The organism is Colwellia sp. BRX8-9 (assembly GCF_014077245.1).
Classification (GTDB): Bacteria; Pseudomonadota; Gammaproteobacteria; order Enterobacterales; family Alteromonadaceae; genus Colwellia_A.
Map to the genome: position 1 here is coordinate 38,661 of NZ_JACGVN010000004.1, position 26,379 is coordinate 65,039.

The following is a 26,379-nucleotide window of genomic DNA, read 5'->3' on the forward strand; positions in this document are numbered from 1 at the left end:
CATTTTAAAATTGTGATTATATGTATATTCTACTCAACTTTGCCAAGATTGCATACGTCCTTTTAACCTATGCATCGCTTGACTGTGAATTTGGCTAACACGCGACTCACTTACATCAAGCACTTGACCAATCTCTCGAAGATTTAATTCTTCGTCGTAATATAGTGACAGTACTAGAGCTTCGCGTTCGGGTAAAGTGGAAATGCATGCTGTTAACGATTTTTTAAAAACTATTTTTTCAAAATTATCATAGGGATCGTTATTATTCACATCTTCCATATTCGATATAGCATCTGCCCCCGTACTTAAGTCTTCAATACCAATTATTTTACCGGTACTGACCTCACTTAGAATATGATGGTAGTCATTTAACGAAATATCAAGTTTTTCAGCAACTTCAATATCAGTTACATCACGACCTAAACTTGCTTCAAGCAATTTTATCGCTTCACTGACCATGCGGCTATTTTTATGAACAGAGCGGGGAGTCCAGTCACCACGGCGTATTTCATCAAGCATAGCACCACGGATACGAATACCAGCAAAGGTTTCAAAACTTGCACCTTTGCCGTGATCAAAATTATTAGACGCTTCAAGCAGGCCTATCATGCCTGACTGAATAAGGTCATCAACCTGCACGCTCGCAGGCAACCTTGCTAATAGGTGATAAGCGATTCTTTTCACTAAAACTGTATGCTGCGAAATTATAGCAGATTTATCAGTTTGAATACTGTAAGCATTTGGTTTTACCACTATCGCTCACTCGCTAAATTATAGGAAAGATATAGAACTTTCAACAAAGTACTCATATCTGATTACTATTGTTATTAATGTTCTAACAATTGTTCAATAAAAAACTCTAAATGACCTGACGCTTGTTTAGGCACCGGCCATTTAATTAAATTACCTGCTAAAGATTTAAAAGCAACCGCTGCAGGCGATTGTGGATAAGCTTCAACAATTGCTTTTTGTTTTCTAACGGAATTTCTTATATTTTCGTCAAATGGAATGACAGCAACGAGTTCAAGTGCAACATCTAAAAATCGATCGGTAACTTTAGAAAGCTTACCAAAGAGTTGTTGTCCTTCTCTTGGCGTTCTCACCATGTTGGCAACAACTTTAAATTTAAATACACCATGATCTCGACTTAATAATTTCATTAAGGCGTAGCAATCAGTAATAGATGTAGGTTCATCACAGACCACTAACATCACATCTTGTGAGGCACGGCAAAAGCTTAGTACCATGTCGGAAATACCGGCGGCAGTGTCAACAATAAGTACATCAAATTTTGTGTTCATATCACTAAAAGCGCGAATTAAACCCGCATGTTCAGCAGGCGTTAAATCGACCATAGATTGTGAACCTGACGTAGCAGGAATGATATTAATACCAGCGGGACCTTCAATAATTATATCGTCTAATTCACACTCGCCAGAAAGCACATGTGATAAGTTACGTTTTACCCGCAAACCTAGCATAACATCGACATTAGCCAAGCCTAAATCGGCATCTAAAACTAAAACTCGTTGTCCTAATTGTCCAAGTGCAATAGCGGTATTAAGCGAAACGTTAGTTTTACCTACTCCGCCTTTACCGCCAGAGACAGCAATGACTTTTACCGGAGCTGAATTTTGCATTTTTCTTAAGCCACTTGCTTGATCATTCATTTATCGTATTTCTCTACTTTCTTACGAATAGCTATCAATTTAATTTAGTATAACCCTATAATCATTTAATCTGCATATTTTTATAGCTTCAAAATTCACATATTTAGAACAAGTTATGGAAATACAGCTGTATTAGCACTCATCGGTGCTGTTCGCCAATTTATTGGATTATTAATTTGATTTTTCGCGCTCATTTTATCTGCTAGCGTAACGAGTTTTTCAGCATTTGCAACTTTAATATCTTCAGGAACTCTTTGTCCATCCGTTAAGTAGCCTATCGCTAAACCGTTTTGAATCGAAGTGGAAATTATTTCTCCTATGCTAAGGCTTTCATCAAGTTTAGTATAAATACAGCCAGCTAAAGGTACTTTTTTAAAGCGATCAACATTTTCTTGCATAACTCGTTGTTGAGTATTAGCAGCTAACACTAAATAGTTGCGAATTCTGACCCTTGCATTAGAAACTAAAGTAGTTAGGTGTTTAGCTAAACGCATATCACGTTGCCCCATACCTGCAGTATCAATAAGTATCAGTTTCTTTTTGGAGAACTGTTGCAACAATGTATCTAAGGTTTTTGCATCACCAGCAAGCTTTACATCACAACCAATAATTCGGCCGTAAGTGGCTAATTGTTCAAATCCAGCAATACGGTAGTTATCTGTTGAGATCATCACCACTTGGTCTGCGCCATGAATCTGAGCAAACCGCGCCGCGAGTTTAGCTACGGTAGTTGTTTTACCTACGCCGGTAGGTCCCACTAATGAAACCACGCCACCACGATGAATAATGTCATTATTAGTGGTATTAATTTGTTGGCTGATAAATTTCTTCGCTAATAACCAAGTATCTTGGTCATTTTTTTGTGCTGGAATATAACCTGCAATTTGATCTGAAACTTGTTCGCTCATACCCAAAGACATTAGTCGATTAACCAACATCGCACGAGCGGGATCTTTTTGCGCCATATCCTGCCACATTAACCCCGAAATTTGATGTTCTAGTAATTCACGAATAGAAGACATTTCGTGTTTCATTTTCTCTAAGTCGGCGTTATTTACATTTTGTGGCGGTAAGCCATCGCTTACTAAAGACTGTGCTTGGTTCATCACCGGCTGTTGATATGAGTCGCTTGATTGTTCATCACCTTGTTCTTGGCTATTTTGCTCTAAACGGTCGGTGAAGCTTTTAAATTGCTGCTCAATATTGCTTGACGGTGTTGGCGTTGAAACTTGCGCTGAGTTACTAGGGTTATTTAGCTTAGCGGCTGCCTGGACGATTTTATCATGCTGAGCTTGATTAATACCTTGACCAATATTTGCAGGTGCTTGCTGAACTTGACGGCTTAATAAAGCCGCTAAACTGTCTGAAGGTAAGCGAGTATCTTCTGCTGTAGAGTTGTGCGAAACACTAGGACTGGTCAAAGGATTATTTTGTCTAATATTGACCACATCATTGTCAATCGAACGGTCAAAACTGTTTGTTGCTTGCGCTGTTGAGTTGATTTTAGGAGAATTTTGCATTGCGGGTTGTGTTGCCTTAATTTCGACGTTGTTGTCAACCGCAGCCATTAATTCAACGCCTTCAGGTACGCGTTTATTTGACATAATCACAGCGTCAGCACCTAGCTCGTCTTTGATTTGTGTCAGCGCACTTCTCATATCTTTTGCTACAAAACGTTTAATTTTCAAAACTAACCCCTTATCAACTGCAATCGCTGTTAATGACTTATTCATTTAACCGCAAATATTTTCTGCTGCTCATTACTGATATCGTAATTATTGACCTATGGCGCTTACTATTTTTATCTGCTTATCATCAGGAATTTCTTGGTATGAAATCACCCGCAAGCCTGGAATAGTATATTTAACAAATTTAGCCAGTACCGCTCTTAAAATCCCTGAGGTTAACAATATTGGCGTATCACCCGCCATTTCTTGTTGTTGAGCACCATCAGCTAATGATTTCTGTAACCGTTCTGCTAAACCTGGTTCAATGCCAGCACCATCGTCGCCAGCCATTTGCATAGACTGGTGCAACATCTGTTCCAACTCTGGCGCCAAAGTTATGACAGGTACCTCAGTCACGGGTCCCACTAACTCTTGAACAATGAATTTACGCAAGGTAATACGAACAGCGGCGGTTAAAATTTCAGGGTCTTGGGACTTAGGACCATACTCAACTAACGTTTGAATAATACTGCGCATATCACGAACAGCAACACCTTCATTCATTAGGTTTTGTAGTACTTTAACCAAAGTACCCAGTGATAAAACATCAGGGATGAACCCTTCAATTAATTTAGGATAATTTTTGCCTAGCATATCAAGAAGGTTTTGTACTTCTTCATGACCAAGTAACTGTGCCGCGTTATTTGTTAGTATTTGACTTAAATGAGTGGCAAGGACAGTCGATGCGTCAACCACGGTATAGCCTAAAGACTGAGCATGTTCGCGTTGTGCTGGTTTTATCCATACTGCTTCTAGTCCAAAAGCAGGATCGATTGTTGCCACGCCGTCAAGTTTGCCAAACACTTGCCCTGGATTTATCGCTAATTCATGATCGTGTCTAATTTCAGCTTCACCGATAGTCACGCCCATTAATGATATTTGATAAACATTAGGGTCTAAATCAAGATTATCGCGAATATGTACCGCCGGCACTAGAAAGCCAAACTCTTGGGATAGTTTTTTACGAACACCTTTAATACGGTTAAGGAGTTCCCCACCTTGAGATTTATCTACTAGAGGTATTAGGCGATAACCAATTTCTAAGCCGATAATGTCAACATGGTTAACATCGTCCCAACCTAAGTCTTTTACTTCTGCTTCTTGTTGCTGGGTTTCAACCTGTTCAGCATCTGATTTATCCGCTAATTGTTTTTCTTTGGCAATTTTGTACTTTCCACTTAAAAAGGCGGTTCCAGCGATCATAAAAGCAAAGAATAAAAATGCAAAGTGTGGCATGCCCGGAATAACACCCATGACAAACATAACGGCGGCAGCAATATACAAAGAACGTTCTTGACCTAATTGGCTGCTGACTTGCTCGCCCATGTCCTGAGAGGTATTTTGTCGCGTAACAACAATCGCCGTACCTACCGATAAAAGTAGACCTGGAATTTGCGCTACTAGGCCGTCTCCAATCGTTAATAAGGTGTATATTTCAACCGCTCTGTCAAAGCTTAAATCGTGTTGTACCATACCGATAACGAGTCCACCGATAATATTAATCAATAAAATTAATATGCCGGCAACCGCATCACCTTTAACAAACTTACTGGCACCATCCATTGAGCCATAAAAATCAGCTTCACTGGTGACTTCGATACGTCTTTCTCTTGCTTGGTCAGCGGTAATAAAGCCAGCATTCAAATCAGCATCGATTGCCATTTGCTTACCGGGCATAGCATCGAGGGTAAAACGCGCGGTTACTTCAGCAATACGCCCAGCACCTTTAGTAACAACCACAAAGTTAATAATGATTAATATAACAAAAACCACTAAACCAACCGCATAGTTACCACCAATAACCACAGAGCCAAAGGCTTCAATAACTTTACCCGCAGCATCAGGCCCTTCATGGCCTTCAAGTAGCACCACTCGTGTACTCGCGACATTTAGTGCTAAACGTAAAATAGTGGCAATTAACAGTACGGCAGGAAAAGAGCCAAATTCAAGAGGCTTTAAGGTATAAACGGTGATCAGTAATACCACCAAAGATAAGGCAATATTAAAAGAAAAAAGTATATCGAGTAAAAATGCCGGCATAGGTAAAATAACCATTCCAAGCGCCGCCATAATTAATATTGGCGTACCTAAACCAGAAAATAGGTTTATTTTACTTTTTTTGAACTCTTTAAATGAAGTAATTAACTGCATATTACTCTTATGATATTTTTTTGACGCATACCATGAAATAGCAATAAGTAGACCAACGTCGATTAAATATAATTAGAGTGATGGATAAATCGACAACAAAACACTTAACCTAATGATTATAAAGAGTATTAATATTTGAACTCATCGGGGATAGGAAGGTTTTTTGCAATCGGTGTCGGCCTTTTGGCTTTACCTTTTTTATGTTCGTTAAGTTGAAAAATAAAAGCTAACACTTGAGCAACCGCAGCGAAGAGCTCTTCTGGGATTTCTTGATTGGCGTCTGCGCTATAATATAAAGACCGTGCTAATGCCGGAGAAGCAATAATTTCAACATTATTTTCTTTAGCGATAGTACGAATATGCATCGCCATTTCATCAATACCTTTTGCCACTAACATTGGCGCACCACCGGCGGTGACATCATATTTCAACGCAACCGCATAATGCGTCGGATTGGTGATAACCACATCAGAGTCTGGCACTTCTTGCATCATTTTACGCTGCGACATTTCATATTGAGTACGACGAATACGACCTTTGATTTCAGGACTACCCTCAGAATTTTTCATTTCGTCTTTAATTTCTTGCTTAGTCATTTTTAACTGACGGTTGTGATCCCAAGTTTGATAGGGCGCATCAATCGCAGCAATAATACCTACCGATAAGGCTAATGCTAAAAACATCCATTGTAATAAAGTTACCGAGTGCTCTAAACTCAGTGGGATCAGCTCCAAACTAAGACCTAATATTTCTGGAAACAAACTACTCAACAACAGATACGCGACAATAAAAACCACAAAAAACTTCATTAACGACTTGAATAACTCGACTAAAGCTTTTATGCCAAACATACGCTTTAAACCGGCTAAAGGTGACAATTTACTAGCCTTTGGCGCCATAGCCTCAGAAGAAAAACTCATCCCTCCCAACATAGTATTGCCAATAAAAGCGGCGACGATAATAATAGAGAATATCCACAACATTGGAGCAACTAACGTGCCTACCGAGCCCCTAAGCACATTGTATAACGCATGAATGTCCATGACTTCTTCACGGCTCAAGCTAAATGACCGTTTCATAATTCCGGCTAAGCTTTCAGTTAACATACCGCCAACCAGCATTATTGCAACAGCACTCCCCACCAACACAAACATAGTGCCTAAATCTTTTGAACGTGCTATTTGACCTTTTTTTCTCGCATCAGCAATTTTCTTAGCCGTAGGTTCTTCTGTTTTTTCACCGCTACCTGCATCAGCCATTAGTTTGCCTTACAATTAATGAGGTAACAGCTAAAGTCGAGTGCACGTTGCCATTGCAATTCATAATGCGTAAAAAAGTTACCCATAGTTAACCACATAATTAACAAACCAGCACACATAGTTACCGGAAAACCTATCGCAAAAATATTTAATTGCGGGGCTGCTCGCGTCATAACTCCAAAAGAAAAGTTAATCAATAACATAGCCGTTAGCGGCGCTAATGCTAACGATAACGCGGTAACAAACATCCACTCGCCCCATTCAACCACTTCTTTAAATTTATCGGCCGTAAACTTGTACTCCCCGATGGGCAAGGTTTCAAAACTGGCAACAATAAATTGTATATAGGCTAAATGTCCGTCCATTGCCCAAAACATCAGGGTAGATAGAATCAAGAAAAATTGGCCAACAGCAGGAACATTCATGCCACTAACCGGGTCAACGAGTGAAGCAAAACCTAAGCCCGTTTGCATAGCAATAATTTGACCCGCTAAGGTAAAAGTATTAAGTACCATAACGGTAACTAGGCCAAGCGCAACACCAATAACCATTTGTTCAAACATAAGCAGCGCTGTTTCAAAAGAAATCAGGCTGCCAACTTGTGTTGGCGGGATTGCCGGCATAACGGCGACCGTTAATGTTAGGCACAGAAAAATTTTAACTTTACCTGGAATGATTTTAGAACCAAAGCCAATCATTGCCATAATAAGCGCAGAAATGCGCGCGAAAGGTAAAATAAAGTCAGCAATATATTGCATCACAACTGACTCGGTGAATTCCACTAGCTCACCACACTGGGTATACTTGCAATCAGTCGGATAGTAAAATCCATGAGTTTTTGTACTAACCAATGCCCTCCAAAGATAAGGGCTAAAAGTGTCACGATTAATCGAGGTAAAAAGCTTAATGTTTGTTCATTAATCGATGTTGCCGCTTGAAATACAGCAACGATTAAGCCGACACACAAACCCGGAATAATAATCGCAGACACCAAAACAATCACTAAAAATAGTGCATCACTGAGTATGTCGACAAAAACTTCTGGATTCATTAAATACTCCCCATGCCATAACTCGTTGCGATAGTGCCTATCACCAAGTTCCAACCATCTACCAGCACAAATAACATTAGCTTAAAGGGCAAAGAAACGATCATCGGCGATAGCATCATCATACCCATTGCCATTAAAATACTAGCAACGACTAAATCAATAATCAAAAAAGGAATAAAGAGCATAAAACCTATTTGAAAAGCCGTTTTTAACTCGCTAATAATAAAGGCAGGAATAATCACGGTCATCGGTAAATCAGTTGGTTGATCAACTTCAACAATACCCGCCATATTGGCTAAGGTTTGTAGATCTTTAATTCTGGTTTGTTCAAGCATAAACGCTCTTAAAGGAATTTTTGCACTATCTATGGCTTCTACTGATGTCATTTGGTCGGCTAAATAAGGTTCAATCGCTCGTTGATTTATTTCATTATAGACAGGCGTCATAATGAACATGGTCATAAAAAGCGTTAAACCTATAACCACCTGATTAGACGGTGTTTGTTGTAATCCTATCGCTTGTCTTAAAATGGCCATGATCACGACAATACGGGTAAAAGAGGTCATCATAATAATCGCAGCAGGAATAAAGCCTAATGCGGTCATAAACATTAATATTTGCAGGGTTACCGTATATTCTTGTGAACCGTCAGGGTTAGTGGTCAGCTTCAATGCCGACATACCCAAATCATCAGCGGCTAATACCGTTTGACTGGCAAAAAAAGCAACAAGGAGGAAAAATAAAAAAATAAAACCTTTTACAGAAAATAAACGGATCAGTAAATTTTCGAGTGGATTTCTTTTTGCCATTGCGTTAGCAGAACATTGCGCCGTTTTAGCACCATCGTTTAATATCGAGTCTTTCATGAGTATTTTTCACTATTGGCTTTATTCGCAGAATTACGGCTAAAGCGTGCTAATGTTTGGCTAAGTTCTATCGGCACACCACTTTTAACTTCAATAGGTTCGGCTAGCGTATCAAGTATATTAATTTGTTGACCGGTAACACCGAGTAACAATTGTTTTTTACCCACTTGCACCACCACTAATCGTTCTTTGGAGCCTAAATTTAAACTAGTCACCACTTTCAAACCATTTACTGAGGTGCCCCCTACTTGAAGCTTTTTTAATAGCCAAGCAACAATAACGATAGCAACGAGTACCGCCAATAATGAAACGATCATGCTACCGGCATCAATATTACCCATAACATGTCGTCCTACTTCAACGGTCGCCGGTGCTGTTTGCGCTATCACGGGAGCGTCGTCTGTTTCAACGACGGTTGTTGCGACGATACTTTCTTGAGCATGGCCCAAAAAAGTAAGTAAGCTTAACAAGCTAAAAAGTAAAAAACGCATCAGTATTACTTCAACTTTTTAATACGTTCAATTTGGCTAATAACATCGGTTAATCGAATACCAAACTTATCGTTTACCACAACAACTTCACCATGCGCGATTAACGTACCATTGACCAATACATCGAGGGATTCACCCGCAACTCGGTCAAGCTCAACAACAGAGCCTTGGTTTAACTGTAATAAATTACGAATGCTAATATGACTACGTCCAACTTCCATTGAAATAGTCACCGGAATATCTAAAATCGCATCCAGTTTACGTTTTTCATCACCCGTTATTGGTGCATCTTCTTCAAGCTCTTCTAACTCAACAGTTTCGGCTTTGGCTGCAGCTTCGGCTTGTTCATCCATCGCTTCATCCCACATGCCTAAATCATCGTCTTTATCACTCATGCCATTGGCCTCAAATTTATTTTTTTGTTTACTGCTGCTTTAATAAAATTATTAATAATCGAAATCGTCTTCTAAAAGATGTAATTCAGCGTCGCTATCTAGGCGCTTACCTCCTTTAGTTAATATCGTTAATTCGTTTTTCACTGATTCAGGACGTTTAATTTTTTCAGATATTTTAATCGCAACATTATCGCGACTACGGCCTAGTTTTGCTCTAAACGACGGTAAACCTTCAATTAATACCGTAATATGTTCTGGCATCTCAATAGGAATAATATCGCCCTTCTCTAAGTCCATAATCTTTTGTAAAGGTAGGTCTACAGAGATAAATTTAGTGGTTAATTCAACGGGAACATCCATTATTTCATCGCGTAGGGCTTTCGACCATCGCATGTCGGTATCTTCTTTATCACTCTGTACACCGGCATCAAGTAGCTCACGGATAGGTTCGAGCATTGAGTAAGGCAAAGCAATGTGAAAATCACCACCACCACCATCAAGTTCAATATGAAAAGAGCTGATCACTACCACTTCGGTAGGACTAACAATATTGGCCATCGACGGGTTAACTTCAGAATCTAAATACTCAAAAGAGACATCCATCACGGGTGACCAAGCTTCTTTGTAATCTTCAAAAATTAACTTTAACAGCATTTGAATAATACGACGCTCTGTTGGCGTAAATTCACGACCTTCAATTTTTGCATGATAGCGACCATCGCCACCAAAAAAATTATCGACTAAAATAAAGACCAGCCGTGCTTCCATGGTAATTAATGCGGTGCCTTTTAATGGGCGAAAACGTACCATATTTAAGCTTGTTGGCACGAATAAGGTATGAACATATTCGCCAAACTTGATCATCTGAATACCATTAATTGATACTTCAGCAGTGCGGCGCATCATATTAAATAAACTGATACGCATATGGCGTGCAAAACGTTCGTTAACCATTTCCAGTGTTGGCATCCGGCCACGAACAATGCGATCTTGTGATGAAAAGTCATAGTCAGACGTGCTGCCAGCTTCACGGGCAAAGTCTTCAACTAGCTCCTCTTCTTCAACGTCATCAACACCGTGTAATAGCGCATCAATTTCGTCTTGAGATAATAAATCACTCACTGAATAGTCTCTTTAATTAAATGCATTGTTTTATCGCATAGCCTTATTGCATTACAAAACCGGTAAATAATACTTTTTCAACCACATTGCTACCTTCAACTTCTTTCATAATTTTATGAACTTCTATTAAAGATTTCTGTTTCAATGAGGTTTTTCCGGCACTGGTTGCTAAATCATCGGCATTTGATTGAGAAAAAGTCGCTAGTAAAGTACTTTCAATTAATGGTACATGCTTCTTTGCCGCTTCTTCATTATCAGAGCCACGTACTAATAATTGCACTCTGATTTCTACAAATCTGTCGCGGGCAGCGCCAGGAACATTAAAGCGAAAAGGTCTTGGCATAGGTACATAAAGCGCAGAGCCTGTACTGGCACTAACACTTTCAACGGCTTCGCCTTCACTGGCACTATCACCGTCTAGCTCAGCATCAAGTTGCTCTTGAGAAACAGCATCATCTCCAGCCAGAAAAAAATAAGCCGCTCCACCGCCAACAGCCAATATCACAACAGCAGCAATGATAATGATCATCTTTTTGCTTTTGCCTTTACCGTCTAATTCTAATTCTTTACCTTCGCCTTTATCATCAGCCATCATCAAGCCTTTATTATCTATTTAAATGTTAAAATTACTTTCAGTCAACTATATCGTTGAATGGTCAGCGAGCCAATGAGTTTTGTCATTTATGCGTAGTAATCTATACCAGTTGACGAACCTTTAACCAAATGTAGTGTTTGAGTATCACTTAAATCTGAAAATTCATTCTCGTTACCGTCACCACCACCTTGGCGACCTTCACCGAGTTCTTCTTCATTATTATTTTGTTTACTTTGCTGTTCGACATTCGCATCACCGACATTGACGCCACTTTCAGCAAGCATCTCTTTTAATCGCCCTAAATTTTGATCGAACGCTTCTTTAGCCTGCTGATTTTGAACAGTAAAATTAACAACCGCCTGCTCATTTTGCAGATTTATTTTTACGTTCACATTACCTAATTCTTGTGGGTCAAGACGAATTTCAACCTGCTGAAGCTTTTGGTTCATCATTACCATGACTTTATCATTCAATGCGCCAGTAAAGTCTTTACGGTATACCGATAAGGCTTCATTTTGTAACGCTGTCACTTGCTTGGCATTTGTTGCTGATTGGGCCGTTGATTGCACATGGTCACTGGTTAATTTAGTGATCATTTCCTCCGCAGAAGCCGTAGATTTGGTTACTTCATTATTGGCTCGATGCATATCTCTATTAAGAGTATTCTCAATACTTGTACTGACTTGTTTCTTATCAAATATTTCATTAATAGCTTTTTCTTTGACTTGAGCATCATTGTTAGCCACTTTATCAAGCTGAGTTAAGCTTTGTGCCTGTTTTTGGTTTTGTTGCTCTGCCGACTGATCTTTAGCTGGCTCTTTAAATTGTTCACCGGCATTTAAATTTTGTGTTTCAAGGGGTTTCTGGTTTACCTGATTAACCCCACGACTATTATTTGCATTATTTTCCTGAGCTTGTTTTTCACCTGGAACAGCTACGCTTGAAAAAACAACATTATCCGTATTGACCTTATCAGCATCAATTGCTATTTCGTTATCCAAGCTTTCATTTTTAAGGGTTACAGGCAATACCGCTCCGGCCAACTCTTTATCGACCGGCGCTTTACTATTGCTGATACTTTGATTACTTTTATCAGGAATTATAGCTTTGTCTTGATTGGCGATAAGTGCAGCTTTAATTTGTTCAAGTTCAGTATCCGTGGGCGCTTTTTCCATATCCGCTAATAGCGCTTCAAGATCACTTAAAGCCAGCGCCTGTTTCGGTACATTATTGGTTTTATCTACAATCGGCTCTGCTTTTAACGACGTTTCGCTTTGAGCAGGAGGAACGGATTGCGTGGAAAGTTGGCCATTAACATTCGTTGTTTTTAGCGAGGGATCTTGTCCTTCACTGTTTGTTTTTTTCTCCAATAATGAAGATAAGGCTAATTCAGCCTCCCCTTGCACAACTTTATCAGCAACGACTTTGGGTTCGCTAGCTAGGTCAACTTTCTTTGCTGGCATTTCACTGTTAACCGTTACTGGAACGGTTAATGATTTAGCTAACTCTGGCGCAAGGCTATCTTTTGCTAGGGTATTATCACTGGTCGCTACATTTTCTTGGCTATTGCCACCAAGCACTTGCCTTAACATTGCTGCTAACTGTGTTTTTTCTTGTTGATTACTACCAGCCACAACTATTGATGGTTTTTCATTAAGTTGTGATGGTATCGCACCGTCATTTTTCACCGTATCATTTAATAGTTGTTGTGACGCAGATAACAATGACATTAATTGCTCGGTACTTTTATCTGTATTTTCAGGTGCGGTGGAATTAGTATCAAGATTAATTAATCCGCTAGCTTTGTGTTCCGGTGTTTCTTCTTGGCTATTTTCTACTCGAACATTTTTTTCACTAGTCGCTGTATCATCATAAGGCAATCTTTCTGAAGCTTCGCTTTGGTTAATTTCTGTATTAACCTTCTCATCAGAAACTCCGCCCATTTCCTTTTCTTTTGGTTGCACATCCGTTGTGGAATATTTTCCTTGGGGTGCTTTCTTTTCAGCATTAATTTCGCTAGCAAGTTTCATGTTATTGCCACTTGCCTGTTGCTTTTTGCCGCTTTGTTGACTTTGATAATGCTGGTCAACCATTTGTGCAAAATCTTTAGTTGAATTTTTGGATGTGTTAATCGCTCCTGACTGAACAGGGCTAAAGTCCTTACTTGGCGAGATATCTATGGCTAATGGAGTAACTTGCGGCATAGTAAACCTTTTTATTTCAATGGTAAATTTGAGCTATATTTACAATGATGACAACGTCGTTTATTGCGAATACTTTTTATATTAGTTAAATAAGCAAGTATTGTTCCACTTAGAAATTACAATTTAATTCACTTTACCCCCGCATTTTACGACGGACAAATTGTTGAGTAGCAATTTCATCAAACATTTTTTGTTCTTGCTTGTTAGCGATAAGAGTCAGCGCTTGTGTTTTTTTATCAAGCAGTAATTCTACCGCTTGAATTTTCTGTCGCTGCGCTAGCCAGAGCTGTTTGCTCTTTTCCACCATCGCCTTACTCTGCATAATCGCAATATCAACTTGCCCAGCTGCATAGTCGAGCTTGGCAATAAAGGCATGAAAATGACTAAACGTCGCGCTATCAATACCCACCATAGAGCGAGCATTCAAACGTTTCATATATTCAAGACGATAGTCGCTGACACTTTGTAAACGTTCAAGATTTTGTTGGTATTCAAATTCAGCAGTTTGCAGTGCTTGCGCTGCTTTTTTTTCTTTATCCTGTTCATAGCGATGTAAGGTATTTAGTTGCTTTAATGGCATAACGTCCTCCTAGATAATGCTAAACAGCTAATCAATTTTTCGAAAATAGCGTTAACGTTATTATGTTTAGGCATTTTGCTGGCCTTGTTTTGCTTGCGCGTGTGCTTGCGCTGCAGAAAGTATTTCTTGAAGTTGCGTTAAGCTTTGATCATAAGGAATAATTTCCAACATTTTTTGTTGTAGGAAGAACTTGATCACCGGCATTAAATCAATGGATTGATCAATGCGAGGATCATTACCACGGCTATAAGCGCCAATAGCAATCAAATCTTTATTTTGCTGATAGAGTGAGTAGACTTGCTTTAGTTGCCGAGCAAGTTGTTGATGCTCATCACTGGTCACCATCGGCATAACACGGCTAATCGAGCCTTCAATATCAACAGCGGGGTAATGCCCTGAATCGGCTAAGGCACGAGATAAAACAATATGTCCATCTAAAATAGCACGCGCCGCATCAGCAATCGGATCTTGTAAATCATCACCTTCGGTTAACACGGTGAAAAATGCGGTAATTGATCCCTGACCATCGCCACCGTTACCGGCTCGTTCAACCAGTTGGGGTAACTTTGAAAAGACCGAAGGCGGATAACCTTTGGTTGCCGGTGGTTCGCCGACAGCCAGTGCTATTTCTCGTTGCGCTTGGGCATAACGCGTTAGCGAGTCAACCAGTAGCAAGACATTCAGACCTTGATCACGAAAGTACTCAGCAATTTGTACCGCAGTTTCACAGCCTTTTAAACGCATTAATGGCGAATTATCGGCAGGCGCCGCAACAACAACTGAACGTGCTCGCCCTTCTTCGCCTAAAATTTCTTCGATAAACTCTTTAACTTCTCGACCACGTTCGCCAATTAGCCCCACAACGATAACATCAGCAGTTGTGCCGCGTGTCATCATACCTAACAAGACACTTTTACCGACACCTGAGCCGGCAAATAAGCCCATACGCTGACCAATACCAACCGTTAGAAAACTATTAATAGCGCGCACACCAACATCAAGTGGTTCAGTGATACCACGCCTTGATAACGGATTAATCGGCTTATTGTTTATTTGATAATTGCCTGAGTTCTTGATTGGCCCTTTGCCGTCAAGTGGTTTACCAACACCGTCAACGACTCGGCCAAGTAAATCCATTGAAAAGGGTAAGCGAGCTTTAGTTGTTAGTGGCACAACGCGCGCACCCGGTAAAACACCTTGTAAGCTTTGCTCTGGCATTAGAAAAGTTATGTCTTTAGAAAAACCAACAATTTCAGCGATTAAATCGCCTTGTGCTGTTTCGACTAAACATTGGCTACCAACTGCCGCTTTTACGCCAACAGCTTCAAGCGTTAATCCGACTACTCGGACTAAACGCCCAGCAACAGAGACTTTATGCGGGTGCACAAATTCTTGGCAGTTTTTTAGTCTTTCATTAAGGCGAGAAATATCAACCATAGCGGTATTTTGACTCTTTTGTACAAGAAATTACTGATGTAGTGCATCTTGCAAAAACGAGTCCAATACTTCTTTTATTCGAGATTTAACACTCAGGTCGATATTAGAGGTGCTATTTTCAATTTGACAGCTACCCGGAACTAATTGCGGGGCAGCGAGTAAACGCCAACCTTGTTCTTGCACATGTTTAGCGCCAAATTGCTTTTCAACACGTTTAATATCGTTGGGGTGTAATAAAATTTGCGTTTGCGCTTCTTGGCTAGGTAAAGCTTTTATACCCGCAGAAATCGCAGCAATAATAATATCAGGGTTAGTTTTAGCTTCTTCTAAGGTAATCGCTTCGGTGAGTTCTACGACAAGATGAAGTAATTGTTGTTCAACATTTTTTTCGACATCGAGTAATGGCTTATGAAGCTGTTCAGTAAGTGACGCCCATGCAGCTGATTGTTCATCGATACTTTCTTTTGCTTCGGCTAAGCCAGTTTCAAGACCTTCTTGGTGACCAAGTACCATACCTTCTTCATGGCCAGAGACTTTACCTTCTTCATAACCTTTAGCAAAACCTTCTTCCTTGCCCTGATTAAGGCCTTCATCAAATGCAGCTTGACGAATGTTTTCAATATCTTCTGCCGTTAATGGCGCGATTTCTTCTTCAACAAAATCTTCAGGGGGCTCGAAACGCCAAGCGGCTTTCTTTCCCATAGCATTGGTTGTTTCATCTTTAATTTTATTTTCAGATTTAACCGTCGGCAATGACCAAACATCGGTTTCTTGTTCGGGATTATGTTTAATAACTTCAGCATTCGATTTATTTAATAATTTCATAATATTTTATAACAGTAAGTTTTGACTGACCTAAAAATATAAGGTTTATAAGAACTCATCACCGCCACCAGCGCCACCAAGCATAATTTCTCCAGCGTCAGATAATCGTCGAGCAACAGATAATATTTCTTTTTGTGCGGCTTCAACTTCACTAATACGCACCGGTCCCATAGCTTCAAGGTCATCTGCCAGCATTTCAGCGGCACGTTTGGACATATTCGCCATAATTTTTTCTTTCAGTACATCATCTGCGCCTTTAATTGCTTTCATCAACGCATCTTGTTGTACTTCACGTAATATCGCTTGAATACCACGGTCGTCTACATCGGCAAGGTTTTCGAAAACAAACATCAAGTCTTGAATTTGTTGACTCATCTCTTCGTCATGTTCACGAATTGAATCCATTAGCATACCTTCAACATTGGTATCCAAATAGTTCATAATGTCAGCTGCTGCTTTTAAACCACCCATTTTAGCGGCTTGTGCACCTGCTTGACCGGCAAACTGTTTTTCCATAATTTCATTAAGTTCTTGTAATGCTGCCGGTTGAACTTCTTCAAGGTTAGCAATACGCATCATTAAATCTAAACGCACTTTTTCGGCAAACTGGCTCATAATTTCAGCCGATTGATCAGGGTCTAAATAGGAAAGTACAATGGTTTGAATTTGAGGATGCTCGTTACGAATAATATTGGCTACTTGTTTTGAGTCCATCCATTTCAATGAATCTAAACCTTTTGCACCGCCTCCCATGACAATTTGATCAATTAAATTGCCGGCTTTGTCTTCACCTAATGCTGCAGTTAATGCCTTGCGAACGAATTCTTCACTTTGGAAGCCAATGGTACTGAAGTTTTGTATTTCATGGATAAAGAGCTTATGAACAGCGGTAATTTTTTCTTGGGTGAAATCTTCCATGGCAGCCATAACCATGCCCACTTGTTGAACCTGCTTAGGCTCTAAGTGTTTTAATATTTGCGCGGCATCTTCTTCAGATAAGCTTAGCAATAATATCGCAGCTTTCTCTGCACCATCAAGTTTGTCAACGTCAAAACCCTTAGGTGCAGGGGCTAACTCTTGCATTTCATCACTCATCTTCGTTCAACCAACTTTTAACCACTTGAGAGGAAAGTTCAGGCTCATTAGCAACAAGCGCTCGAACAGCTTTTAGTATATCTTCATCGCGATGTAAATCAGGTAATTGTAAACTACCATCAGGTGCAAAACCTACTGCCGCCGCATCAAAGTCTGATGTTAGCATATCCATGGTTTCATCACCCAAATCAATGTGGCTATCGAGTGATTTATCACCGTAGTCATCAGGTGTTTGATCAGGGTTAATAAGACGTTTAAGCATAGGTTTAACAACGGCAAGTATCAATACAATAATGACTAATGCGCCCATGCCTAATTTGAAAAACTTTAATATGTCGGCATTCTCATAGAAAGGAACTTTAGGAGCATCCTCAATAATTTGACGAGAGAATGGCAAGGTAACGACTTCTAATACATCACCACGTTGTAAATTAAAACCAATACTCCCTTGTAATAAGCGACGAATATTTGACATTTCTTCAACAGATCTCGGTGAATCGGTAATCGCGCCTTCAGCATCAGCAGTTGCCAAGTAATCAAGTGCAACAGAAACGCTTACTCGACGAACGACACCTGCTTGTTGTTTGGTATGGCTGATAGCTTCGTCTAATTCATAATTTTTTGTTGATTCAAGGTGTTTACGACCAGGCATTGATCTTTGTTGTGCACCACCATTCGCATTTTCTGGAATATTTGAATCAAGTGGTGGCTGATTGCTTAACGCTCCAGGAATACCACCAAGTAAACCGCCAATCGTGTTGTCTTCAACTTTCATTTCACTGCGCAGTGCCGGTAAATCTGAATTATAACGACGCTGCATTTCTTCACTTGAGGTGAAATCCATGGTCACATTAACTTGTGCGGTGTAGTTCCCTAAACCAACGACAGGGATGAGTATGCTGTCTATTTTGTTTAAATATTCATTTTCTCTTTTTTTCTCCATTTCAAACTCTTTGCGTGTGCGAGAAGAAACAGAGGTTTGTGAGCCGGAATTAAGTAAACGACCATTTTGATCTGTCACTGTAACTCGGTTAGGTTCCATACCCTGAACGGCAGAAGCAATAATATCAACAACAGAGTCAACTTCTTCTTCAGATAACATCCGCCCTTTACGCATAGTTAGTACCACAGTGCCAGATGCGCTGCGGGTACGTTTAGCAAAAATATTTTCGCGGGGTATCGCCAGTAAAACTTTTGCTCTAGAGATAGCTTGCAGTTCTTCAATGGTGCGAGCCAATTGCTGCTCACGAGAAAACTTAAGACGTTCTGTTTCAAGGCGCTGGCTGACACCAAAACCCATATCTTGCATAATAATTTCACTACCTTCTGTTGGTTCATCAGATAAACCTTCACGAGCAAGTAAAATTTTAATTTCTTGATATTGATCACTTTGTACTGAAATAGTGTTGTTTGCTTGACGGTAATCCACTTGGTTAGCGTCTAGAAAGTCCATTGTTTTGATTAATTGTTCGGTAGGTTGTTTGGCAAGAAATCTATATTCGGCTTGATTTGCCCACATAATAACAAAAACAGCAATAGCTAAACAAATTGCTAATGCCATAATTAAGGTGACTTGGCGTAATAAATCGACATTACCCATAGCAGAAGCAAAGCCTGATTTTTGCTCATCAGCCATATTATCAGCACCATCACTTGCCATTAACCCGGTGCCGCCATCGGCAGCAACCATTGAATTATTATCAGTATCAGCCACTTAATTTCTCCACTACCACTTGATTTTATTACGAAATACTATCTATTTTATACTAAGGTATTGTTAAACTGGCATATTCATTATTTCTTTATATGCTTCAACAAACTTATTACGTACTTGTACGGTGGCATCAAAAGCAATACCAGCTTTAGCGGAAGCAACCATAGTATCAGCGAGCGTAACGCTTCGGTCGCCCATTTCAAAAGCTATTTTCTTTGCTCCAGACTCTTTTTGAATATCGTTAACATTATTCACCGCATCTTTAAGCATATCGCCAAAATTACTGGTCGACTTATTCAGCGCTGGAATAGCGCTGTCTCCCATGCCAAGGTTATTGCCCATTTTTTCAAATGAAGCCCCCTGCAACGAAGAGTTTCCAAGCGACATACTTTGCATTTGTGCGTATAAAGAATTGGTATCGATATTCATGAGCTACTCACTTGTGTCAATTTTTTGCTACTAAGCCTATAAATAACGGTTTAAGTAACGATATAACGATGATATTGCAAGCATGGTGCCAGTATGAGAATTAAAGAATTATCGAGGTTATGGAAGGTTTAATGAGTGAAAACTGCAAATAGCAGTAAAGCCAATATTTTAAATGAAAATATTGGCTTTATAGGAAAATTACCCTTTTGAGCGATTGTTAGGCTGGTATTTGAATGCCCGAATCACGCATTCTTGCTATTTTATAGCGAAGCGTTCTTGGGCTAATGCCTAATCGTTCAGCAACATCTTTACGGCTACCTTGACAAGCGGTGAGGGTATCAAGAATAATTTGATGCTCTTGTATTTTTAATTCATTACCAAGCATGTCTTCGCTATTATTTTCTAACGCCACGTCAGTAATAATTTCACTGTCGAAATTTTCAATTAACAAGTCACCGGCATTAATAATCTGGTCGCTATGCAAAATAATGGCTCGTTGAATAACATTGTCTAATTCACGAACATTGCCTGGCCAATCGTAACTCGTCAGTTTATTTCTCGCCGAAGCGGTTAGTTCTGGAATAGCCATGTTATTCGCTAACGATGCTTGAGTAATTAAATGTTTGGCTAATGGCACAATATCATCTCTGCGTTTATTTAATGCTAACCAAGTTAATGGAAAGACGTTTAAACGGTAGTAGAGATCTTCACGGAAGATACCCTCTTTTACAGCAACTCTTAAATCACGGTTGCTGGTTGCGATAACACGAACATCAAGCTTAATTGTTTTTCGACCTCCTAAGCGTTCAACTTCTCGCTCTTGTAAGACCCGTAAAATTTTTGCTTGTAAGCCAAGATCCATTTCAGTGATCTCGTCTAATAAAATAGTACCGCCCTGTGCTTGTTCAAATTTACCTGGGCACGCTTGAATGGCTCCGGTAAAGGCACCTTTTTCATAACCAAATAAAGTCGCTTCCAGCATATTCTCTGGAATTGCAGCACAGTTTATAGCAACAAAGGGCTTATCACTTCGGTTCGAATGGTAATGAACGTATTGTGCTAATACTTCCTTGCCAGAGCCACTGGGGCCGAGCACCATAACAGAAGCATCTGTGGTCGCGACTTTCTTTGCTAACGCTAATAGTTCAATACTTTGTGCGTCAGCAACCACAGGTTCATGCCGACTAGTCACATTCAATGGCACATATTGGTTAACCATATTGAGTAGCACTTCTGGCGCAAAAGGTTTTGCCATATAATTACAGGCGCCATCACGCATCGCTTGAACAGCATCATGAATCGTACCGTATGCCGTCATTATCAGCACAGGTAAATTTGGCCAATTTCTTTTAATACTATTGAGCAGTGTTAAGCCCGACATACCATCCATTTGCACGTCACTAACGACGAGATCAACACTTTGTTCTTTAAGCGTGAGTAAAGCATCTTCACCTGATTGAGCTTCAATACATTGATAACCTGATAACTTTAAAGTATCCATCAGGGCTTCACGTAATCCTGCATCATCTTCAACAACTAATATTTTACTTTGATTCATTAGTGTTCTCCCCGTTAACATTGTTTGTGTCTAAAATAGGTAAGTGAATACAAAAGTGCGCGCCCTCTCCTGGCTTACTCACTAAGCGAACATCGCCTTGATGAGCCTTAGCAACTGACTTTACCACCGCTAAACCTAAGCCGGTTCCCTGTGCCCTTGATGTATAGAAAGGTTCAAAAATTTTATTGGCAAGCTCTTCACTAATACCTTGACCATTATCTTGTACACTAATATAAGCGTATTCATTTTGGCAGTAGGTGGTAATGGAAATCTCCGCACCCTGCTTAATAACTTGTAAACTGTTGTGAATTAAGTTTTCAATAGCACCGCTTAACGCACGTTTATTACCTAAGATTTGGCAATCATCATCACAAAGCTTAATGTTTACTTTCGCTTTGGCCTGAACGATTAATGCTTCTACGGCGTTAACTGAATGCGTAATCAATTTATTAATTGAAAGTGGTTCAACAACTTTTTGCTTGCCACTTTTTGAAAACAACAACATATCGTTTACTTGCTGTTCTAAGTCGTGCAAGCGCGCCATTAATTTGTCTTGAAAGCTACTTCGATCGTCTGAAGAAAGCTTTTTATTTTTTAAATTTGCGCCATATAACATAGCGGCAGAAAGTGGTGTGCGAATTTGATGAGCAAGCTTTGAAACCAAATGACCTAATGACGATAAACGCTGCATATGGCTAAGCTTATCTTGTAATAAACGCGTTTCGGTCAAATCAGTGATCATAATTAACTGGCCAGGTTGATCACCTAAAGCAGTAATTTCTAATTTAACCCGGCGGCCGTCTTTCAATGACACTTCATGCCAATCGTCGGCACGAGGTTTAAACGATCGTTTAATAACATCAAACCAAGCTTGACCAAGAATCGGTTCATCGAGTAACAAACTAGCAATTTTATTGGTTTTAATAACAATACCGTTACCATCAAGCATTATCATCCCGGTCGGCATAACATCAATAATTTGCTCAAGTTGATTAGACTTTTGACGAAGTAACGATAGCTCGCCACGGTATGCTTCACTTTCTAACGTATCGCTATGAGCAAATGACTGCGGAGTAAAAGCAAATTTAGCTTTATGAAACAGATTATCTTCCACACAATGAATGGGTGTAGACAATTTAGAAGATGCTGATGAATGTGAAACTGCAACGGCCATATACTTTACTCAATTTAAAAATACCAACTGAATAAAGCATTAACTATGCCAAAGAGGTTTTACATTAATTTACATGATGTTAGAAGCGATTTTTAGAACAATTCTTGCCGTCAAAGATTTGGCTTTACTGTCTAAGAACATTCAATTCAACCAAAGATAAAGACGCTAACCGTCGCGATACTTTCCAGTACAACGGCTGGTGTAATAACGGATATAACAATCAATACATCTGGTTAACGTAGGATATTAGTTAGTGTTTTTTTGTAAGTTATACTTACGCATTTTTTCAACTAATGTGGTTCGACGCATCCCTAATAATTCTGCCGAACGTGCAACAACCCAGTCATTTTTCTCAAGTGCTTGGTTTATCATCGACACTTCAAGATCTGCTAAGTATTCTTTTAAATTCAAGCCATCGTTTGGCAAAACATCAACCACAGATGCTTCTTCTGGTTGGTCAGCAAAACTGCTGGTATCTTCTTCGTCATCATAATCAAAGCCAGAAAATAGCTCATTTATCGCATCACGTTCTTGCAACTCATCAGGGTATTCAGGTTGATACTCTTCAACATCAATATGACGATACTTTGCTGGTAATTCACTGACATTAACCACTTGCTCAGCAAACATAATGATCATACGTTCAATTAAGTTAGATAATTCTCGAACATTACCTGCCCAAGCATGTAATTTTAAAGATTCAATCGCTTGCTCAGTAAAACGAACACTTTGTCCTTGCTCTGCTTCAAAACGAGAAATAAGTTCTTTAATCAGTAATGGAATATCTTCTTTTCTATCACGTAATGCCGGTGTTTCAATAGGAAAAACATTAAGACGATAGAATAAATCTTCGCGGAATGTGCCCGCGGTGATCATATCTTCTAAGTGCTGATGGGTTGCAGCAATAATACGCACATTGGTTTTAATACTCTTTGCGCCACCGACACGCTCAAAAGTACGTTCTTGCAGAACACGAAGTAGCTTCACTTGCATGGGTTGAGGCATATCACCTATTTCATCAAGAAATAACGTGCCACCCTCAGCCATTTCAAAACGCCCTTTACGGGTAGAAATAGCGCCCGTAAAGGCACCTTTTTCATGACCAAATAATTCACTTTCCAATAATTCACCGGGTATAGCGCCACAGTTAACCGGAACAAAAGGCCCTTTAGCGCGGTCAGATAAATTATGAATATTACGTGCCACAACTTCTTTACCCGTACCTGACTCACCTAAAACCAAGACACTCGCTTGCGTACTAGCCACTTGTTCAATTAAAAAGCGCACTTGTAACATAGGTTCACTGGCGCCCACCAAAGAGCGGAATAACAAATTAGGACCGTTGTGATTTCGCTTTGAGGGTAATTGGTTATGGTATTGATGACAGTGGTGTACTTGCTCGGTAAGCTGAGCATAATTTAAAGGCACAGCTAAACTGCCTAAAACATTAACAGCACCACTTAATAAAGTCGCGTCGAGTACATCATGGAGGATAAAAGGTGTTTCAGGGTGTTTTTTAACAAAATCGACCAGTAAATCACTGACCTTGCCACACAAAACCACCGTAAGAATATTATCAGTTTCTTTAAAATACTGCTCAATATCATCTTCAGGACACACATAAAAATGTTCACCGACAAATGATAATACGGTCGCTATTTGATCGCGTCTGGCAATGTCGTTATCAACGACAAGTACATGTTTTTGACCCTGCATATATCTAAAAAAACCATATTTTTGTTATCTATAATTTTATTCTAGCGAGATATAGTAAATAAGCAACAATAAATTGACACTGTAACGTCATAAAATTGACTTAAATAGTATGAGGATTTTTTACTCGATAAACCAAGTCAGATAGTGAGACTCTATCTTAATGATAAATATCGCTATCTTTATATAAATATAAAATGTCTAAAGATAAGTAAAAATTTGCCGATAAATACCCCAGGATAATTTGTTTATAGCAGAGCCCTATGGTTCGTATAAATACAAATATGGCAAGCTTATTGTGTAAGAACAACTACAGATAAAAAATAAATATTGCAACAGAATCAATATTTAAAATTGTTAAGCGAATACTAGTGTCAAAAAGTTGTAATCAATATAAATAATCACTTTTCAATTTTAATGTAGAAAGAACCGTGAAAAATATTTTTTATTTTTATATCAACTTCAATAACTTAACTTTAAAAACAGTAAAAAACTAATAAGTTAACAAGTTTGGCATAATAAAAGCATAGTTATATTTATCAATAACCATATCTTAAAAATAGGAAATCAGATGTTGATCATAAATGGCACTGCTGAATTAATGCATGATAATAAAGAGTTTACTAAAGGGACTCGTCACGAGTTCAATATGTTTTCAAAAGAAATGCCTTTTGAACAACAAATCACTCAAATAGAAGAGTATTTAGTCACTCGCGGTTGGGATAATATTGAAGTAATAAGCAACGGTGTCTTAAATAACAAAGAAGATATAACTCATGATGTGTTACTAAAGGCTTATCAAAAAGCACAAAATGAAGGCTTTGCGGTCACCGTAAATAACCAGCCATTAGTTTAAATTAGCGAATTTTTTAACGTTATCAACTACAGCTATTGTTTCAATTCTACAAGTTTTCTATACTGAAGGTATAGCTAACGAGGAGGTGTCCATGACACACGCATCACTTAAAAAGTATCAACAAACCAATAAAAGTACTGCTCAGCAGGCATCACCTTATCAATTAGTTGCTATGCTATTTCAAAAATTATTAGGTAATATCGCTACCGCTAAAGGCGCAATTTCACAAAATAATTTTGAAAAAAAAGGCACTGAACTATCAAACGCTATCGCTATTATTGGTGTTTTAGAGGGCTCTCTTGATTTTAAACAAGGTGGTGAAGTTTCAGAAAACTTAGCTTCACTTTATAAATATTGTTCAGAACAGTTATTAGTTGCTAGCACTAACAATGACCCTGATAAGCTAGAGGAGGTTATCCAAATATTATTGCCTATTAAGTCTGGCTGGGACTCCATTCCTGTAGAAAGCCAGGGTAAGGTTAGTTTTTAGTGCCAAATAACACTAAACGTTTTATTGAACAAATAAATGATATATCGCGACAACTCTTGTCGCGTATATTATTAGTACAGACAAGTCTACAGCCCACTCAAAATGAATCATCTTTAGAAAGTACTGAAGAACAGCCCTCAAATGAAGAGTTAACTGACTTAGTGACCGCTAGACAAATATTAATCACTGACTTATTTGAACAGAACACTAGTGAAGATATAAGTTCACACATGTCTCTTCTACAAGAGATGCTTACCCTTGATAGTGAGTTAACAACCAATTCTGCAAGCTGTAAACAAGAAATAGCTGAGCAAGTATTAAACTTAAAAAAGAGTAAAAAAGTATCAAAATCTTATCAAAACCTTATCAAAAACACTAATCAATTATAAATAAATCACATAAATATCAGTTGCTCACAAAGCCACACGGGCAAGTTAATACCTTATTTATTGGTGTTCACTGCTAAATATATCCTCCTGCATTACGAAAACGTTTAATTTTCAAATAAACACAACTATACTTTACTATGCGCAAGGTAATAATTGGCAACCGTCATTACCTAGTTCAATAAAACTGGAGTGCAATATGTCTGCTCTAACCCATTAACTGCAAGTAGTAATATCTCACTTAGCATTATGTCTAACGCAAGTCCTGCGATCAAAGAAAAGCCGTTAAAGCCTGGTTTAGGAGTTTTTACAAAGGACATCGTTGAAATTTCACAACTTGGTCTTGAACAACAATAACAAAAGGAAACTCAAATAGATGCATCAAGAGACATAGAAGATATTGCCAATGACGTCATCAGCGTTATTACAATCATAGGTAGGGCGCGAACAATTGGAACTTAACTAACAGCCAAGCAACTACTCTATAGTAAAATTGCTAGTTTATTGTAAGTTAATTTATATTAATTATAGAAAGTCATATATTCAACTTAACAAAAAAAGGATTACAATCAAAGTAGCATTTATTATTAA

25 protein-coding genes are annotated in these 26,379 nt (G+C 39.0%); 3 read left to right on the top strand and 22 right to left on the bottom strand.

The genetic code is table 11. From position 1 onward, the window contains the following. Positions 1–33: 33 nt before the first annotated feature. From H4J70_RS04415 to H4J70_RS04520, 22 genes are all read right to left on the bottom strand, one after another. On the bottom strand, positions 34–753 hold the full coding sequence (locus H4J70_RS04415) for an RNA polymerase sigma factor FliA (RefSeq protein ID WP_070374618.1): 720 nt from the start codon (positions 751–753) through the stop codon (positions 34–36). Between the two features lie 74 nt (positions 754–827). Further along, positions 828–1,670, bottom strand: coding sequence for a MinD/ParA family protein (locus H4J70_RS04420; RefSeq protein ID WP_182213525.1), 843 nt, complete (start codon positions 1,668–1,670; stop codon positions 828–830). A gap of 113 nt (positions 1,671–1,783) precedes the next feature. After that, positions 1,784–3,358 carry a flagellar biosynthesis protein FlhF gene (flhF, locus tag H4J70_RS04425; RefSeq protein ID WP_182250687.1) on the bottom strand — a complete coding sequence of 525 codons (1,575 nt, stop codon included), beginning with the start codon at positions 3,356–3,358 and terminating at the stop codon, positions 1,784–1,786. Positions 3,359–3,445: 87 nt separating this feature from the next. Further along, complete coding sequence (flhA, locus tag H4J70_RS04430; RefSeq protein WP_182213523.1) at positions 3,446–5,548, bottom strand: flagellar biosynthesis protein FlhA; 2,103 nt, start codon at positions 5,546–5,548, stop codon at positions 3,446–3,448. Positions 5,549–5,676: 128 nt separating this feature from the next. After that, on the bottom strand, positions 5,677–6,807 hold the full coding sequence (gene flhB / locus H4J70_RS04435; RefSeq protein WP_182213522.1) for a flagellar biosynthesis protein FlhB: 1,131 nt from the start codon (positions 6,805–6,807) through the stop codon (positions 5,677–5,679). Next, positions 6,807–7,589, bottom strand: a complete 783-nt coding sequence (gene fliR / locus H4J70_RS04440; protein ID WP_182213520.1) for a flagellar biosynthetic protein FliR — start codon at positions 7,587–7,589, stop codon at positions 6,807–6,809. Before fliR ends, flhB begins: the two co-directional genes overlap by 1 nt. Continuing rightward, positions 7,589–7,858 carry a flagellar biosynthesis protein FliQ gene (gene fliQ / locus H4J70_RS04445; RefSeq protein ID WP_070374623.1) on the bottom strand — a complete coding sequence of 90 codons (270 nt, stop codon included), beginning with the start codon at positions 7,856–7,858 and terminating at the stop codon, positions 7,589–7,591. Before fliQ ends, fliR begins: the two co-directional genes overlap by 1 nt. After that, entirely contained in the window at positions 7,858–8,538 is a 681-nt protein-coding gene (gene fliP / locus H4J70_RS04450) for a flagellar type III secretion system pore protein FliP (protein ID WP_259364650.1), read from the bottom strand. The genes fliQ and fliP overlap by 1 nt, the downstream gene beginning before the upstream one ends. A gap of 182 nt (positions 8,539–8,720) precedes the next feature. After that, the gene (gene fliO / locus H4J70_RS04455) at positions 8,721–9,215 is read right to left on the bottom strand and encodes a flagellar biosynthetic protein FliO (RefSeq protein WP_070374624.1); all 495 of its coding nucleotides are present in this window, start codon (positions 9,213–9,215) and stop codon (positions 8,721–8,723) included. A gap of 5 nt (positions 9,216–9,220) precedes the next feature. After that, positions 9,221–9,610 carry a flagellar motor switch protein FliN gene (fliN, locus tag H4J70_RS04460; protein ID WP_070374625.1) on the bottom strand — a complete coding sequence of 130 codons (390 nt, stop codon included), beginning with the start codon at positions 9,608–9,610 and terminating at the stop codon, positions 9,221–9,223. A gap of 51 nt (positions 9,611–9,661) precedes the next feature. Further along, a complete protein-coding gene (gene fliM, locus H4J70_RS04465) occupies positions 9,662–10,732 on the bottom strand; it encodes a flagellar motor switch protein FliM (RefSeq protein ID WP_146799119.1) in 1,071 nt (356 codons plus the stop codon). A 43-nt stretch (positions 10,733–10,775) separates the two neighbouring features. Next, positions 10,776–11,324: a flagellar basal body-associated protein FliL gene (fliL, locus tag H4J70_RS04470; protein ID WP_182213519.1), complete on the bottom strand. Its 549-nt coding sequence runs from the start codon at positions 11,322–11,324 to the stop codon at positions 10,776–10,778. A gap of 89 nt (positions 11,325–11,413) precedes the next feature. Beyond that, on the bottom strand, positions 11,414–13,531 hold the full coding sequence (locus tag H4J70_RS04475) for a flagellar hook-length control protein FliK (protein WP_182250688.1): 2,118 nt from the start codon (positions 13,529–13,531) through the stop codon (positions 11,414–11,416). Between the two features lie 133 nt (positions 13,532–13,664). Beyond that, complete coding sequence (gene fliJ / locus H4J70_RS04480) at positions 13,665–14,111, bottom strand: flagellar export protein FliJ (RefSeq protein WP_070374629.1); 447 nt, start codon at positions 14,109–14,111, stop codon at positions 13,665–13,667. A 66-nt stretch (positions 14,112–14,177) separates the two neighbouring features. Next, positions 14,178–15,548 (bottom strand): flagellar protein export ATPase FliI, encoded by a 1,371-nt coding sequence (gene fliI, locus H4J70_RS04485; protein WP_070374630.1) that lies wholly within the window; start codon positions 15,546–15,548, stop codon positions 14,178–14,180. A 30-nt stretch (positions 15,549–15,578) separates the two neighbouring features. Then, positions 15,579–16,373, bottom strand: a complete 795-nt coding sequence (gene fliH, locus H4J70_RS04490) for a flagellar assembly protein FliH (protein ID WP_182221067.1) — start codon at positions 16,371–16,373, stop codon at positions 15,579–15,581. 45 nt (positions 16,374–16,418) lie between these two features. After that, positions 16,419–17,468 (bottom strand): flagellar motor switch protein FliG, encoded by a 1,050-nt coding sequence (gene fliG, locus H4J70_RS04495; RefSeq protein WP_070374632.1) that lies wholly within the window; start codon positions 17,466–17,468, stop codon positions 16,419–16,421. After that, positions 17,461–19,182 carry a flagellar basal-body MS-ring/collar protein FliF gene (gene fliF, locus H4J70_RS04500; RefSeq protein ID WP_182250689.1) on the bottom strand — a complete coding sequence of 574 codons (1,722 nt, stop codon included), beginning with the start codon at positions 19,180–19,182 and terminating at the stop codon, positions 17,461–17,463. The genes fliG and fliF overlap by 8 nt, the downstream gene beginning before the upstream one ends. A gap of 63 nt (positions 19,183–19,245) precedes the next feature. Continuing rightward, positions 19,246–19,611 carry a flagellar hook-basal body complex protein FliE gene (gene fliE / locus H4J70_RS04505; RefSeq protein WP_070374634.1) on the bottom strand — a complete coding sequence of 122 codons (366 nt, stop codon included), beginning with the start codon at positions 19,609–19,611 and terminating at the stop codon, positions 19,246–19,248. Positions 19,612–19,828: 217 nt separating this feature from the next. Next, on the bottom strand, positions 19,829–21,169 hold the full coding sequence (locus H4J70_RS04510; RefSeq protein WP_182250690.1) for a sigma-54 dependent transcriptional regulator: 1,341 nt from the start codon (positions 21,167–21,169) through the stop codon (positions 19,829–19,831). After that, positions 21,156–22,343 (bottom strand): PAS domain-containing sensor histidine kinase, encoded by a 1,188-nt coding sequence (locus H4J70_RS04515; protein WP_182221070.1) that lies wholly within the window; start codon positions 22,341–22,343, stop codon positions 21,156–21,158. Before H4J70_RS04515 ends, H4J70_RS04510 begins: the two co-directional genes overlap by 14 nt. 246 nt (positions 22,344–22,589) lie before the next feature. Continuing rightward, positions 22,590–24,059 (bottom strand): sigma-54 dependent transcriptional regulator, encoded by a 1,470-nt coding sequence (locus tag H4J70_RS04520; protein WP_182213512.1) that lies wholly within the window; start codon positions 24,057–24,059, stop codon positions 22,590–22,592. A gap of 568 nt (positions 24,060–24,627) precedes the next feature. Here H4J70_RS04520 and H4J70_RS04525 point away from each other — a divergent pair. The 3 genes from H4J70_RS04525 to H4J70_RS04535 all read left to right on the top strand — a co-directional run bounded on the left by H4J70_RS04525 (position 24,628) and on the right by H4J70_RS04535 (position 25,791). Then, on the top strand, positions 24,628–24,912 hold the full coding sequence (locus H4J70_RS04525) for a hypothetical protein (RefSeq protein WP_182221071.1): 285 nt from the start codon (positions 24,628–24,630) through the stop codon (positions 24,910–24,912). A gap of 91 nt (positions 24,913–25,003) precedes the next feature. Next, a complete protein-coding gene (fliS, locus tag H4J70_RS04530; RefSeq protein WP_182213508.1) occupies positions 25,004–25,402 on the top strand; it encodes a flagellar export chaperone FliS in 399 nt (132 codons plus the stop codon). Continuing rightward, positions 25,402–25,791, top strand: a complete 390-nt coding sequence (locus H4J70_RS04535) for a hypothetical protein (RefSeq protein ID WP_182250691.1) — start codon at positions 25,402–25,404, stop codon at positions 25,789–25,791. The genes fliS and H4J70_RS04535 overlap by 1 nt, the downstream gene beginning before the upstream one ends. Positions 25,792–26,379 lie beyond the last annotated feature (588 nt).

What these genes read in the sequence shown, in the direction of transcription:
- fliG (WP_070374632.1), bottom strand. Translation starts at nt 17,468, where the DNA reads ATGAGTGATGAAATGCAAGAGTTAGCCCCTGCACCTAAGGGTTTTGAC.
- fliH (WP_182221067.1), bottom strand. Translation starts at nt 16,373, where the DNA reads ATGAAATTATTAAATAAATCGAATGCTGAAGTTATTAAACATAATCCC.
- fliQ (WP_070374623.1), bottom strand. Translation starts at nt 7,858, where the DNA reads ATGAATCCAGAAGTTTTTGTCGACATACTCAGTGATGCACTATTTTTA.
- H4J70_RS04515 (WP_182221070.1), bottom strand. Translation starts at nt 22,343, where the DNA reads ATGGCCGTTGCAGTTTCACATTCATCAGCATCTTCTAAATTGTCTACA.
- fliN (WP_070374625.1), bottom strand. Translation starts at nt 9,610, where the DNA reads ATGAGTGATAAAGACGATGATTTAGGCATGTGGGATGAAGCGATGGAT.
- fliP (WP_259364650.1), bottom strand. Translation starts at nt 8,538, where the DNA reads ATGTCGGCATTGAAGCTGACCACTAACCCTGACGGTTCACAAGAATAT.
- flhA (WP_182213523.1), bottom strand. Translation starts at nt 5,548, where the DNA reads ATGCAGTTAATTACTTCATTTAAAGAGTTCAAAAAAAGTAAAATAAAC.
- fliL (WP_182213519.1), bottom strand. Translation starts at nt 11,324, where the DNA reads ATGGCTGATGATAAAGGCGAAGGTAAAGAATTAGAATTAGACGGTAAA.
- fliI (WP_070374630.1), bottom strand. Translation starts at nt 15,548, where the DNA reads ATGGTTGATATTTCTCGCCTTAATGAAAGACTAAAAAACTGCCAAGAA.
- H4J70_RS04510 (WP_182250690.1), bottom strand. Translation starts at nt 21,169, where the DNA reads ATGAATCAAAGTAAAATATTAGTTGTTGAAGATGATGCAGGATTACGT.
- H4J70_RS04525 (WP_182221071.1), top strand. Translation starts at nt 24,628, where the DNA reads ATGTTGATCATAAATGGCACTGCTGAATTAATGCATGATAATAAAGAG.
- H4J70_RS04475 (WP_182250688.1), bottom strand. Translation starts at nt 13,531, where the DNA reads ATGCCGCAAGTTACTCCATTAGCCATAGATATCTCGCCAAGTAAGGAC.
- H4J70_RS04520 (WP_182213512.1), bottom strand. Translation starts at nt 24,059, where the DNA reads ATGCAGGGTCAAAAACATGTACTTGTCGTTGATAACGACATTGCCAGA.
- fliJ (WP_070374629.1), bottom strand. Translation starts at nt 14,111, where the DNA reads ATGCCATTAAAGCAACTAAATACCTTACATCGCTATGAACAGGATAAA.
- fliS (WP_182213508.1), top strand. Translation starts at nt 25,004, where the DNA reads ATGACACACGCATCACTTAAAAAGTATCAACAAACCAATAAAAGTACT.
- fliO (WP_070374624.1), bottom strand. Translation starts at nt 9,215, where the DNA reads ATGCGTTTTTTACTTTTTAGCTTGTTAAGCTTACTTACTTTTTTGGGC.
- flhB (WP_182213522.1), bottom strand. Translation starts at nt 6,807, where the DNA reads ATGGCTGATGCAGGTAGCGGTGAAAAAACAGAAGAACCTACGGCTAAG.
- H4J70_RS04420 (WP_182213525.1), bottom strand. Translation starts at nt 1,670, where the DNA reads ATGAATGATCAAGCAAGTGGCTTAAGAAAAATGCAAAATTCAGCTCCG.
- fliE (WP_070374634.1), bottom strand. Translation starts at nt 19,611, where the DNA reads ATGAATATCGATACCAATTCTTTATACGCACAAATGCAAAGTATGTCG.